10 protein-coding genes are annotated in these 14197 nt (G+C 35.0%); 7 read left to right on the top strand and 3 right to left on the bottom strand.

The features are described 5' to 3' along the window. Positions 1-318: 318 nt before the first annotated feature. From purF to CHAB381_RS06345, 3 genes are read right to left on the bottom strand one after another with little or no spacing between them, the layout of a single operon-like run. Positions 319-1665 (bottom strand): amidophosphoribosyltransferase, encoded by a 1347-nt coding sequence (gene purF, locus CHAB381_RS06355; RefSeq protein ID WP_041570512.1) that lies wholly within the window; start codon positions 1663-1665, stop codon positions 319-321. After that, entirely contained in the window at positions 1653-2429 is a 777-nt protein-coding gene (dapB, locus tag CHAB381_RS06350) for a 4-hydroxy-tetrahydrodipicolinate reductase (protein ID WP_012109210.1), read from the bottom strand. The genes purF and dapB overlap by 13 nt, the downstream gene beginning before the upstream one ends. A gap of 29 nt (positions 2430-2458) precedes the next feature. Continuing rightward, positions 2459-5536, bottom strand: coding sequence for a DUF748 domain-containing protein (locus tag CHAB381_RS06345; RefSeq protein ID WP_012109209.1), 3078 nt, complete (start codon positions 5534-5536; stop codon positions 2459-2461). 69 nt (positions 5537-5605) lie between these two features. On the opposite strand from CHAB381_RS06345, the gene CHAB381_RS06340 reads away from it, so the two are divergent. Genes CHAB381_RS06340 through carB form a run of 7 tightly spaced genes read left to right on the top strand, consistent with a single transcriptional unit; the run spans position 5606 to position 14185 of the window. Then, complete coding sequence (locus tag CHAB381_RS06340) at positions 5606-6673, top strand: epoxyqueuosine reductase QueH (RefSeq protein WP_012109208.1); 1068 nt, start codon at positions 5606-5608, stop codon at positions 6671-6673. A 33-nt stretch (positions 6674-6706) separates the two neighbouring features. Further along, positions 6707-7144 carry a 3-hydroxyacyl-ACP dehydratase FabZ gene (gene fabZ / locus CHAB381_RS06335; RefSeq protein ID WP_012109207.1) on the top strand — a complete coding sequence of 146 codons (438 nt, stop codon included), beginning with the start codon at positions 6707-6709 and terminating at the stop codon, positions 7142-7144. After that, positions 7141-7926, top strand: coding sequence for an acyl-ACP--UDP-N-acetylglucosamine O-acyltransferase (gene lpxA / locus CHAB381_RS06330; protein ID WP_172462817.1), 786 nt, complete (start codon positions 7141-7143; stop codon positions 7924-7926). The genes fabZ and lpxA overlap by 4 nt, the downstream gene beginning before the upstream one ends. After that, positions 7926-9161 (top strand): ATP-dependent Clp protease ATP-binding subunit ClpX, encoded by a 1236-nt coding sequence (gene clpX, locus CHAB381_RS06325; protein WP_012109205.1) that lies wholly within the window; start codon positions 7926-7928, stop codon positions 9159-9161. Before lpxA ends, clpX begins: the two co-directional genes overlap by 1 nt. Continuing rightward, positions 9152-10186, top strand: a complete 1035-nt coding sequence (locus tag CHAB381_RS06320; protein WP_041570511.1) for a rod shape-determining protein — start codon at positions 9152-9154, stop codon at positions 10184-10186. The genes clpX and CHAB381_RS06320 overlap by 10 nt, the downstream gene beginning before the upstream one ends. Then, positions 10179-10925: a rod shape-determining protein MreC gene (gene mreC, locus CHAB381_RS06315; RefSeq protein ID WP_012109203.1), complete on the top strand. Its 747-nt coding sequence runs from the start codon at positions 10179-10181 to the stop codon at positions 10923-10925. Before CHAB381_RS06320 ends, mreC begins: the two co-directional genes overlap by 8 nt. Next, positions 10925-14185: a carbamoyl-phosphate synthase large subunit gene (carB, locus tag CHAB381_RS06310; RefSeq protein WP_012109202.1), complete on the top strand. Its 3261-nt coding sequence runs from the start codon at positions 10925-10927 to the stop codon at positions 14183-14185. Before mreC ends, carB begins: the two co-directional genes overlap by 1 nt. Positions 14186-14197 lie beyond the last annotated feature (12 nt).

The following is a 14197-nucleotide window of genomic DNA, read 5'->3' as shown; positions in this document are numbered from 1 at the left end:
ATGGAAAAATCGAACATTGTTAAATTGTCGGATTTGTATTTGTAGATTTTTCTGTTATAAGGCTATTTGGCTGAGACTTTCTTTTGTAATATTTTCACCAAAAATGGTATTTACAGTTACGCTTTTACCGATTCGGCTTCAACCTATCAAGAGATAAAGCTTTTTTAAGGCTAAAACAAGCCTTTATCGCTTTTTTTTAAAAAATACAATATGATATTATTTTATAAATATATGCTTAAAAAAGTTAAAAATTACAGAAAATTTTAGGGATATAAATATTTTTTTAAAAGGCGAAATTTTAAAAATTTCGCCAAAATTTCAATCTTTTATAAAGTAGTTTCCATCAAAGCTTACAAGCGAGTATTTTCGTTCATCGCCTAGTCCTTTTATAAGTTCGTCAATGCTTAGAAAAGTAAGGCTGTCGGCGCCTATATATTTGCAAACTTCGTCTACGTTTTTGTTTGCACTGATTAGCTCTTCGTAGCTTGGAGTATCTATGCCGTATTTGCAAGGATATTTTATTTCAGGACATGCGATGCACATATGAATTTCACTTGCCCCTTCGTAACGAAGGAGTTCAACTATTTTTTTGCTGGTAGTTCCGCGCACTATGCTGTCATCGACTACAATTACTTTTTTGCCTTTTAGCAAAGCGCTCATCGGATTTAGTTTCAATTTTACCTTTAGATTTCTCATTTCCTGCGTAGGTTCTATAAATGTGCGACCTACATAGTGATTTCGCACGATTGCCATTTCAAAAGGAATTTTAGCTTTGTTTGCAAAGCCAAGTGCGGCAGACACGCCGCTATCAGGCACCGGAATTACGATGTCACCTTTTATATCGGCGCATTTTTCGGCTAATATTTCGCCAAGTCTTTTTCGCACGTTATATACGTTTTTTCCCTCTATTATGCTATCTGGGCGCGCGAAATAGATGTATTCAAACGCGCAAATTCTAGGATCGGTTTTATCAAAAAGCTGAATGCTTTCTATCTCATCAGATCCTTCTTGAAATACAACCATTTCTCCAGGACGCACATCGCGGATAAATTTTGCTCCCACCAAATCAAAAGCGCATGTTTCACTTGCTACCATATATCCGCCGTCTTTCAGTCTTGCTATACTAAGAGGTCTTACGCCGAATCTATCTCTTATGGCAAACATTTTGCTACGGCTTAAAATTAAAAGACAATAAGCTCCGACGCATTTTTTGACAGCTTCTATGATGCGCGGTCTAAGCTTCATATTTTTGTTTCTTGCAATAATATGCAAAATGTTTTCGGTATCCATATTTGATTGAAAAATAGCGCCTTCTTCTATAAGTTTTGTTCGAACTTCATTTTTATTTACAAGATTTCCGTTATGTACGATTGAAATTTCGCCAAGAGCGTAGTTTGCATATACCGGTTGCGCGTCTTTTATGCTGCCGTTTCCTGCCGTCGAGTAGCGGTTGTGACCGATTGCGATATTTCCTTTTAAAATTTCAAAACTTTCTTTATTAAAAACTTCGCTTACGTGACCTCTGCCTTTTACGGTTTTTATGTGATGGTTGAAACTCGCACTTATTCCGCTTGCTTCCTGTCCTCTGTGTTGCATCGCAAAAAGCCCGTAATACGCAGTTTTAGCCGCGTCATTTGAATTTATAACTCCAACTATCGCACACATTTTTTTATCCCCAAACAATCATTTATATCATAAAGCCCGTTTTCTTGATTTATTACCCAAAGCGCCGCTTTTATCGCTCCATTTGCAAAAGTAGCTCTGGATGTGGCGGTATGATTTAATTCTATAAACTCGCCGTCATTATAAAATCCGACGCTGTGTCTGCCTACGATGTCGCCACCTCTTAGTGACATTACCGCTATTTCATCTTTTTTTCGTTCGCCTATCATTCCGTCCCTACCGCTTATTCTTACTTTTTCCAAATCAAGCCCGCGCGCATTTGCTACAGTTTTAGCTAAAGTCATTGCTGTGCCGCTTGGCGCGTCTTTTTTGTGCCTGTGGTGCATTTCCACTATTTCACAGTCAAAATCTCTTAAAATTTTAGAAGCTTGTGCCGTCAAAGAGTTTAAAACAGCAACTCCAAGACTCATATTTGTGGCGTAAATAACAGGCATTTTTTTACCACACTCTTTTAAAAGCGCCTCGCCTTCGCTTCCAAGTGCCGTAGTTCCCATACAAATCGGTTTCGGATGAGATTTTGCATAATTTAAAAGTGCGATTGCGCCGTCTTTAATCGTAAAATCAATTACCGCGTCGCAATTTTCGAAAAGCTTTTGCAAATCATTCGTAACAATGCAGTTCGGCGAATATTTCAAAGGCTCGATAGAATAAATTGCCGAAATTTCAATATTTGTGAAATTTTGAGCGCATTCATATATCATTGTGCCCATTTTACCGCTTCCGCCATGAATTCCAAGTTTTGTCATTCCAATCCTTTTTTTTAATATCAAAATTTTTATTTTTCAATTCCAAGTCCAATTGATACGTAAGTATTTTGTTCGGCATCTGTTTTTTGAATATCTTTTATGATGATTTGAGCGCTATTTACGCCAATTTCAATTAATTTATCTTTTACATTTTCCGCCCTTTTTTCAGCAAGCTCATCAAGCCTTGAGGGTGTAAATTTCTGCGCATTTATAATCAAATTTTTTAAATTTTTATCTTCTCTTATAGAGTATCGATGTTTTAAAATTTGAATTGCTTCTTTATAGCTGACATTTTGTTGATTTATGATTAAATCTATGTTTTTATGAAAACTCTCCTCTTTAAAAGCAAAAGTGTCGCCTTTTTCATTGTAAGTCGGAGTTAATGTAAGTTTTATTTCAGGCTTTGAATCCAAAATGTGTTTTATATTTTCAAATTTTTCGTTTTCGCTATCCAGAATTTCACTGCTTGCAAACTCGAAATCAATTCCTTCAAGTTTTGAAGTATCGATTCCAAGAACATTTCCTATAAATCTGAAAGGGCTTAATACGATATCTGAAAAAAGTTTGCCAACGGCGCTCCAAACAATTCCGCCGTAGCTAAAATCAGGATTATTCAAATCCCCGTTTACAGGCAAATCAACATTTATCTGTCCGTTTTGATCGGTTAAGATTGAAACAGCCAAGGATACGGGCAAATTCACATTATCTTTGCTTTCCACTTTTTTGCCAAGTGTGAAATGATCCAGATTTATGTTGTTTTTAGCGACAAGTTTTTTATCTTTTATTTTATAATCAAGTTTGAGATTTAATTTTCCGTCTTTTATCTCATATCCTATAAATTTCGCGCTGTAAGGCGTAGCGTCTTTTAGTGCCACATTTTTGAAAATTACTTCCATGTGAGATCTTTGATCGTAATTGAAAGGAAGTGTTATGATTTTTATTTTTCCGGTTCCGTTTTTTCCTACAAGACCGTTAAAATCGAGCTTTGTAAGACCTTTTGAAGCTACTTTATTCACCGCCGTTCTTACTTTCGAAATTTTAATATCAAACGGAATCATTAAACTGTGATCGATAAAATCGATTTCGCCCCCGAGAAGTTTTATATTTTTAAGTGTAAAATCAAAATTATTTTCGCTTCGTGCAGCGCTTTTTTTATTTGATTTTATTATATTGATTGCGTTGAAATTTCTGTTTTTATCTATGAAAAGTTTGGCATACGGATATGAAATGTTTATGTCGCTTAAAACTGCCGATTCAGGTGTGATTTTCGCATTTTTTACACTTAAGTTCCTGATGCCGAAAAATTTGCCGTTTTTGTCGTTTAATATAAAATTTTTAGCCGAAAAATTTCCGCTAAAATCGAAATTGTCCGTAAATTTTAAATTGCCGTCAGTATTTATTTCGCCGCTTTTTATATCAGCATTTATAAATTCATTTAAATACGGATTAAAGTATGTTAAATTTTTGAGTTTTGCTGAAATTTTACCGGAAAATCTCAAAGGCGAAATTTTAAGGTTGCCATTCGATTTCAGCGCGATTTGAGATGAGTTGATATTTGTTGTTACGTTAAAATCTTTGTCTAAGCTGAAATTTTTTATATTTAAGTTTATTCCTGTTATTCTGTGCGTCATTTTTGTAATGAAGCTTTCGCTGATTTGGGCGCTTGCGTTGTTTAAGCTGAAATTTTCAAGCTCAAATTTAAAATTTGATTTTTTCTTCTTTGCAGCATTTTTAGAAGTTTTTAAAAGTGCCAAAGAATTTAGTGCTGTTGCGCCGTTTTTAGTAATTTCGCTGTTAAAATTAAGTTCATTCAAATCGGCGTTTTTTATTTTTAAACTTTTTTCGTCAAATTTTATATTTTTTACATATAGACTTTTAAAATTTATAAACTTGTTTAAATCGAAATTACTCGCGTTAAAATCCTGCAAAGCAACCATTGTGGTGTTATTTTCTTTACTTATATTTATATCTTTTAAATCTATTTTCGATAAAGCGAAAAAATCTTTTTTCTTAAAGTCAAGTTTTGTAGTTTGTGCCAGAATTTGAGGAATTTTAACATTAAAATTTTGATTTTCCATATTAAATTTCACATTGTCGCTATTTAAATTTTTGAAATTCAAATTGTAATTAAAAGCTGATAAATTCGCATCTTGCAAATAAAATTTTTCCAGTTTCGCATCGGTTTTTATGTCTTTGTCGTATAAAAGATGAATATTGAAATTTTTTAGTGCAAGTTCTTTAAAATTCGCATGTTCCGAGCTATTTTTATCAAGAGATAAAGAAAAATCGCTTATACTTAAATTTGAATCCTTTAAATAAAATTTAATTTCGTTGTCAAATTTTAAAAAGTAAAGTAAATTTGAGTTAATAATGCCGTTTTTAAGGTTTGTATTATCAGGTACAAAAGATAGCCAAAATGGATTTATATTAAGATTTTTTATATCTATTTTTCCGTAAATTTTAAACGGATTCAAATCGACTTTACTTTCTATATTCACATTTTCCATAATGCTGGAATCACCGCCAAAACGGTGGTTTCCGCCAATATTTTGTTTCAAGTCGAAATCTGTCAATTCGTAATTTATATTGTCAATTGCCGCTACAAACGGCTCTTTTAACGAGTTATCGGCATATTTTATCGTGCCGTTTTTTATTTTAAGGTATTTTAAGATTAAATTAACTCCTGAATTTTTCTCTTCATTGTTATTTTCGGTTTTATTATTTTCAAGTAAAGATGCAAAATTGAAATTACCGTTTTTATCTTTTGCTATGCTGATTTGCGGCGATTCAAGAGTTAAAATTTCAAAATTAAGATTTTTTTTGAAAAAATCTGTAAATTTTATGTCAGCGTCTATTTTTTTGGCTTTGAAAAGCGGTATTTGCGTTCTTAAATCCAAATTTGTAATGTTTAATTCGTAAGTAAAAGGGTTAAACTTTGCATTTTGTATATTCAGGCTAACTTTGTTCGGCATTTTAGATGGTAAAATTTTTGTGATGATGTATGGAATTCCAAAAAATCCAAAAATTGTGTAAATTAAAAAAAACACCGCAAAAATCAATACGCAAAGTCTTTTTTTATCAGCAAAAAATTTTAAGATTTTTTTCATTCTTTCTCGTTTGTTTATATAAATTTCATAAAATTATAACAAATTTTTGTTTGAAAAAGGTTAAAATTTTTGGTTGTTCAAATTTGTTGCGCTGTTGATAGCAGTTATTTTTTTAGAGAGTTGAAAAAGCTTACAAATGAGTCTATTATAGGTTATTTTTACGATCCGAACATTCATCCTTACAGCGAATTTCTACTTCGTTTTATGGAGGTTAAAAGAGATTGTAAAAAGCTCGGAATCAAGGTTTATGCGGGTGAATATGATTTTAATGACTGGCTAAACGGTGCAAAAGGTCTTGAAAATGAGCCTGAAAAAGGCAAACGCTGTCAATATTGTTTTGATTTCAGAATGTCCGAAACGGCGGAATTCGCTAAAAAAATCGGTGAGAAGAAAATCAGCACAACTTTGCTTATGAGTCCTAAAAAATCGCATTTACAACTGGTCGACAGTCTAAAAAAAATTTGTGACGAGCAGAATTTGGAATTTATAGCCCCCGATTTTCGTAAAAATGGCGGTACAAACGCGCAGTTTGCTCTTGCAAGAGATCTTAAAGTCTATCATCAAAATTACTGCGGTTGTATTTATGCGCTGCGTGCTCAAAGAAAAGAATCTGAAATTTTTGAACTGATGAGCCCTGTAAATCGCCAAATTTTACCTAATTCGATAGAAGATAAAATCAGGCTTTACCGCAAAATTTCAAAGCTTGAGAAAAAGGGCATAAAATTTGAAATTTTAAGAGATAAATTTATAAATTATCGCCTTTTGAGTTTTGTAATAAAATTTGACGGTATTGCGCAAAATAGCGTGGTTTTATTTAATTCGCATTTTAAACTGAACTTTGTGAAATTTATGATACCTGACAAGTGTCATAAATTTTTTAGCGATAAAGAGCAGATTAAAATTTTAAATTTTAAAGAATTTTGTAAAATTTCAAATGTAAAATTTAAAAATTTTGATGAGTTTGCAGCTTGCCCGCTATCAGTAAAAAAAGAGCTTAAAATAAGAAAAAAAATAGTTGGAGCCGGTAGTTTTTCGCCTATCATTATAGTAGATAAAATTCCGCGCGCAAAGTGCGAAATATCGGCAAACTCAAAAATTTACATTGACATTAGGGAAATTTTAGTAAGAATTAGATAAAATTCAAAAATTTATCAAAAGTAAAGGAAAAAAATGATTGATATAAATGAAATTTTAGAAATTTTACCACACCGTTTTCCATTTTTATTAATAGATCGTGTAATTGATTTGCAACCCGGAATAAGCATAAAAGCATACAAGAATGTTACATTTAATGAACAAATTTTTCAAGGGCACTTTCCAGGTCATCCGATTTATCCGGGAGTTATGATAATTGAAGGAATGGCGCAAGCAGGTGGCGTGCTTGCTTTTAAAAGCACAACTGATGAAGATTTGTCAAATAAAGTCGTATATTTCATGACAATCGATAAAGCGAAATTTCGCCAACCGATAAGACCCGGAGATCGCTTGGAATACAGACTTAATGTATTAAAACATCGCGGCAGAATTTGGGTTTTGAAAGGCGAGGCGCTGGTAGATGATAAAGTAGCAGCCGAAGCTGAACTTCAGGCTATGATAATGGATAAATAATGAAAATTCATTCAACTGCAATTGTAGAAGACGGCGCGGTTTTAGGTGAAAATGTAGTAGTTGAGGCTTACGCATTTGTAGGTCGAGATGCAAAAATAGGCGCAAATTGTGTGATAAAACAAGGTGCCAGGATTATCGGTGATACTGTAATAGGTGAAAATTCCAAAGTTTTTTCTTACGCGATTGTCGGAGAAATTCCACAAGATATGAGTTTTACAGATGATGAAAAAACAGGTTTAATAATCGGTAAAAATGCAACGATTCATGAGTTTTGCACGATTTCAAGCGGATCTCATAAGGGCGACGGTTTTACGCGCATAGGAGACAATCTTTTTATGATGGCGTATTGCCACGTAGCGCACGATTGTATTTTGGGAAATAATATAATTTTAGCAAACAACGCGACTCTTGCAGGACACGTGCAAATGGGTGATTTTGCTGTTATTGGCGGACTTACTCCGGTTCATCAATTCGTGCAAATCGGCGAAAGCTGCATGATAGCAGGAGCAAGCGCATTGAATCAGGATATCGTACCGTTTTGCCTGGCTGAGGGAAACAGAGCTTATATAAGGGGACTTAATTTAATAGGAATTAGGCGTCGCTTTGATAGAGATGAGGTTGAAATAATAAATAAAGCATATAAATTTTTATTTAATCGAGGCGGCAGTTTAAAAGAACAAGCCGAAATTTTACTTAACGATACGAAAAATGAAAATGTAAAAAAAATGTGTAATTTTATATTAAATACCAAACGCGGAATACCGCTAAATAAAGGAAATTGATGAGTAGAATTTGTAGTTTTTGTGGACATTCCGATTCGGATGGTCGCAAAATTATTCCAAATGAAAAAGGTGATGCGTTTATTTGTGAGGAGTGTGTTAAAATAGCCGGCAGTGTGCTTGACGGCGAAGAAAATAAAAATTTAACCGAAAATGAAAAAGTTGATTATAAAAGCATAACTCCACAAGAGTTAATGGAAGTGTTAAATCGTTATGTGATAGGACAGGAGCGTGCTAAAAAAGCTTTTAGTGTAGGAGTTTATAATCATTATAAAAGAATTTTTAAACAAAACGAGATTGATGATGATACCGAGCTTTCAAAATCAAATATATTGTTAATTGGACCTACAGGAAGTGGCAAGACTTTAATGGCTCAAACTTTGGCTAAATTTTTGGAAGTTCCGATTGCGATTTGCGATGCTACAAGCCTTACTGAGGCAGGATATGTAGGCGAAGATGTGGAAAATATACTTACAAGACTTTTACAGGCTGCCGGCGGCGATGTAAAAAAAGCCGAAAAAGGTATAGTTTTTGTAGATGAAATAGATAAAATCGCGAGAATGAGCGAAAATAGATCCATTACTCGTGATGTTTCAGGCGAAGGTGTACAACAGGCACTTCTTAAAATTATTGAGGGAAGCGTTGTAAATATTCCGCCAAAAGGTGGCAGAAAACATCCAAATCAGGATTTTATACAAATTGATACTACAAATATTTTATTTGTTTGCGGCGGGGCGTTTGACGGATTAAATGAAATTATAAATCGTAGAATGGGTGAAAATATTCTTGGTTTCGGACAGGAAAAACGCTCTAAAAAAGAGAGTCAAAATTTACTTCATCTTGTCGAGCCTGATGATTTAGTGCATTTTGGAATAATTCCGGAGCTTATAGGAAGACTTCACGTAGTGGCTACTTTAAATGAGATTGATGAAGATGCGATGATTAGAATTTTAACAGAGCCTAAAAATGCTATTTTAAAACAGTATCAAAAACTTTTTGCAATTGACGGGGCAAATTTGAAATTTGAAGATGACGCTATAGCCCAAGTTGCTAAAAAGGCGATTGAGCGAAAAACAGGAGCCAGGGGACTTAGAAGTATAATGGAAGATATAATGGTAGATATAATGTTTGATTTACCTGAACTTGCAGGATACGATGTGATAATCACAAAAGACGTTGTTAATAAAACAGCCAAACCGATTTTGGTTAAACAAAATAAAGGAAAAAAATGTTGTTAGATTCTATTTTGGGACTTTTTTCAAGTGATATGGGAATAGATTTAGGTACTGCAAATACGCTTGTACTTGTAAAAGATAAAGGGGTTATAATAAATGAACCGAGCGTGGTAGCGGTGCAAACAGAGCAATTCGGTAAGCAAAAAATTTTAGCAGTCGGCAGAGAAGCTAAAGAGATGGTAGGAAAAACGCCTTCCGATATAAAAGCTATCCGTCCGATGAAAGACGGTGTTATAGCAGATTTTGATATGACAGAAAAAATGATAAGGTATTTTATAGAAAAAACACATAAAAGAAAATTTTTCTTAAGTCCTAGAATTATCATATCCGTGCCTTACGGCCTTACACAAGTGGAACGTAAAGCCGTAAAAGAAAGTGCAATGTTAGCCGGAGCCAGAGAAGTTTATCTTATAGAAGAGCCAATGGCAGCTGCGATAGGAGCCGGACTTCCTGTAAAAGAGGCAAAAGGCAGTCTGATAGTAGATATCGGCGGCGGAACGACTGAAATCGGTGTGATATCTCTTGGTGGACTTGTTATAAGTAAATCGGTTCGCACAGCAGGCGATAAGATAGACAGCAGCATTGTAAATTACGTTAAAGAAAAATACAATTTGCTAATAGGCGAGCGAACCGGTGAAGAGATAAAAATAGCAATCGGCACTGCGGTTCAACTTCCAAAAGAACTTGTTACTGTTGTAAAAGGACGCGATCAAGTAAGCGGACTTTTAAGCCGAATAGAATTAACCAGCGAAGATGTGCGAGAAGCAATGCGCGAGCCGCTTAAAGAAATTTCCGACGCTTTAAAAGTTGTGCTTGAAAGGATGCCGCCTGATCTTGCAGCGGATATTGTAGAAAACGGCATTGTGCTAACAGGCGGTGGCGCTTTGATTCGCGGTTTTGATAAATATTTAAGCGAACTTGTTAAGCTTCCTGTGTTTGTTGCCGATGAACCGCTTTTAGCGGTTGCAAAAGGCACAGGCAAAGCTTTGGAAGAGATTTCTTATATAAGACAACTTACAAATGATTAGAAAACGACTTTTAATAATTGCAATATTATTAGTCATTTCTATTGTTTTCGGTTCAATTTTTAGGGGAAAGGTTGTGGAAATAACCGGCAGGATTATAAGTTCATATTATAAAAGTGTAAATTTTGTTCAAGATAAGTTTAATATGCATTTTAATCAAATAGAAGAGATTAAAAGACTTGGAGAACAAAATAAAGAACTTCAAAAATCAGCCGTTTTACTTTCCACTTTTGCAAATGAGTTAAATCAAATTTTAATTGATAAAAATTCATCCATCTACGAACCGAAAGTTAAACTCATAAAAACATTAACTTATGCAAATATCAGCGATTACAATAAATTTTGGGTAAAATTTGATGATTTTAATCAAAGCAAAATTTACGGTTTGATTTCTCAGGGCAAGACTGCAGGAATTTTAACTGCAAAAGACGGTAAGCCGCTTGCAATTTTACAAAATGATAAGAGTGCATCTTTTTCAGTTTTGATAGGTGAAAGCAGAATTCCTGGAATTGCCATTGGAAATGAAAATGGTTTAATTATAAAATTTATTCCTCAATGGCTAAATCCAAAAGTTGGTGATGAAGTCGTTACAAGCGGGCTTGACGGGATTTTTTTTGCAGGGGTTGAAGTAGGAAAAGTGTATGAAATAATTGATGAAAATTTATATAAAAGTGCCGTAATAAAACCGTATTTCGATCAAAATATACCGGCATTTTTATATGTAATTACAAAGGAAAGATAATGCCAAAAAGAACAGATATAAAAAATATTTTACTTATAGGTTCGGGTCCGATTATTATCGGTCAAGCGTGTGAGTTCGATTACAGCGGCACTCAAGCTGCAAAAACACTTAAAAAATTAGGTTATAGAGTTGTATTAATCAATTCAAATCCGGCTACTATTATGACAGATCCTGATTTTGCGGACGCTACTTATATAGAGCCGATTACAAAAGAGAGCATTTTAAAAATTATAAAAAAAGAAAAAATTGATGCGATTTTACCTACTATGGGTGGACAAGTTGCGTTAAATGTCGCTATGGAAGTATTTGAAAGCGGTGAATTTGGCGATGTAAAATTTCTTGGCGCAAAACCGGAAGCAATAAAAAAAGGCGAAGATAGAGTCGCTTTCAAAGAGGCGATGCTAAAAATCGGTATGGATTTGCCGAAGTCGGAATATGCTTACAATATGGATGAAGCTATGAATGCGGCAAATGATATCGGTTTTCCTGTTATGATTAGAGCAAGTTATACTTTAGGCGGCGCAGGAAGCGGTGTGGCTTACAATATCGATGAGTTTAAAGAACTTGCTCAAAATGGCATTGAAATCAGCCCGATACATGAAATTTTAATTGAAGAGAGTCTGCTTGGTTGGAAAGAGTTTGAAATGGAGGTTATAAGGGATCATAAAGATAACTGTATAATTGTCTGTTCTATAGAAAACCTCGATCCGATGGGTGTTCACACTGGAGATAGTATCACGGTAGCGCCTGCTCTTACATTAACGGATAAAGAGTATCAAAAAATGCGCGACGCCTCTTTTGCAATTTTGCGAGAAATCGGCGTTGATACAGGCGGAAGTAATGTTCAATTTGCAATCAATCCAAAAAACGGCAGAATGACTGTAATCGAAATGAATCCGCGCGTTTCAAGAAGTTCTGCGCTTGCCAGCAAAGCAACCGGTTACCCGATTGCAAAAGTGGCAACTATGCTTGCAGTCGGCTTCAGTCTTGATGAGATTAAAAATGACATCACGGGTACAGCCGCAAGTTTTGAACCGGTAATTGATTATATCGTTACAAAAATTCCGCGTTTTACATTTGAAAAATTTCCGGGATCAAATCCGTATCTTGGCACTTCAATGAAGAGCGTCGGCGAAGTTATGGCGATAGGTCGCAGTTTTAAGGAGAGTATTCAAAAAGCGCTTTGCAGTTTGGAAAAAAATTTATGCGGTTTTAATTGCTTGAATTTAAGCGAAAACGATCTTGTTTTTGGTCTTAGAAATCCGCAAGAAAAGAGAATTTTATATGTCGCGCAAGCATTTCGCGACGGTTTCAGTATAGATGAAATTTATGAATACACAAAAATCGATCCGTGGTTTTTACAACAAATAAAAGAGATAGTAGAGTTTGAATCTAAAATCGATATGGATATTATAAATAATGCCGAGCTTTTACGAAAAGCTAAAACTATCGGTTTTTCAGATAAAATGATAGCAAAGCTTGTAGATGAAAAAGATAATCTTGAGCTTACTCAAAATGATATATATTTTGCAAGACTTCGTCAAAACATCACGCTTGAATATAACGAAGTTGATACGTGCGGTGGCGAATTTAAAGCGCTCACTCCATATCTTTATTCAAGCACGAATATTACGCCTGGTTTGCCGGCGTCTGCTACAAAAAACGAAAAAAAGGTGCTTATAGTAGGCGGCGGACCAAATAGAGTAGGGCAAGGAATAGAGTTTGATTATTGCTGCGTGCATGCAAGTTATGCTCTAAAAGATATGGGAATTACAACGATAATGTATAACTGTAATCCTGAAACAGTCAGCACGGATTATGATACCAGCGATATTTTGTATTTCGAACCGATTGATTTCGAACATTTAAGAAGTGTAATAGAGCGTGAAAAACCTGACGGTGTAATCGTGCATTTTGGCGGTCAAACTCCACTTAAATTCGCAAAACGCTTAAATGTGATGGGCGCTAAAATCATAGGCACAAGTGCGCGCACAATCGATATCGCAGAGGATCGCAAGAAATTCAGCGAATTTATAAAGCATATAGGTGTAAAACAGCCTAAAAACGATACCGCTATAAGCGAAGCTGAAGCTATTGAAAAAGCGGCGAAAATAGGTTATCCGGTGCTTGTGCGCCCTAGTTATGTTCTTGGCGGCAGAGCTATGAGACGTGTATATAATGAAAATGAACTTAAAGAGTATATGAATGAGGCTGTAAAAGTCAGTTACCACTCTCCTGTTCTGCTTGATAAATTTTTAATTGATGCTACCGAACTTGACGTTGATGCGATAAGTGACGGCAAAGACGTATATATAGGTGCTATTATGGAGCATATCGAAGAGGCCGGCATTCACTCGGGAGATAGTGCAAGCATATTGCCGCCTATGAGTTTGAGCGATGAGATGATTGATAATGTAAATTCCGTTACAAAAGAGATTGCTCTTAGTTTAGGTGTAATCGGGCTTATGAATATACAATTTGCTATTTTTGAAAATGAACTTTATATGATCGAAGTAAATCCGCGCGCAAGCAGAACTGTTCCGTATGTAAGTAAAGCGACCGGAATTCCGATGGCGAAAGTGGCGACTCGCGTTATGTGGCAGGGAAATTTAAAAGAAGCGCTTAAATTTTATGATGAATTCGGCGTTTTGTTTGAAGAAAAAGGCATTTTAAAACCGCGAGTTTCAAACCATATTTGCGTAAAAGAGAGCATTTTTCCGTTTAATAAACTTCAAGGGGCGGATCTTATTTTAGGACCTGAGATGAAAAGCACGGGAGAAGTTATGGGAATAAGCGAAAATTTCGCAAAAAGCTTTGCAAAAAGTCAAATAGCTGCAAACAATGTGCTTCCAACGAGCGGAAACGTTTTTGTCTCTCTTGCGGTTCATGATAAACTTCGTGCAGCCGAGCTTGCAACCGAGCTAATTAAAATCGGCTTTAAAGTTGTGGCAACAAGCGGTACTTGCAAAACATTAAGAGATGCTGGCATTGAATGCGAGTTTGTATATAAAATCAGTGAAGGTCGTCCAAATATCGAAGATAAGTTGAAAAACGGCGAAATTTCGTTAGTTATAAATACAAGTGACAATAAATCAAATACAAACGATGCCGCTAAAATTCGCCAAAGCGTTTTACGTTTTAAATTGCCGTATTTTACGACAGTACGCGCGGCACTTGCTGCTATTCACTCTGTAAAAGCTATGAAAGACGGCTCAGCTTACGAAGTAAAATCTTTGCAAGAGTATCTTAAAGAAAAATAATCAGGCAAAATT

Origin of the sequence: Campylobacter hominis ATCC BAA-381 (assembly GCF_000017585.1) — a bacterium.
GTDB lineage: Bacteria > Campylobacterota > Campylobacteria > Campylobacterales > Campylobacteraceae > Campylobacter_B > Campylobacter_B hominis.
The sequence above is the reverse complement of the archived record's forward strand: the minus strand, read 5'-3'. Positions and strand labels throughout refer to the sequence as shown.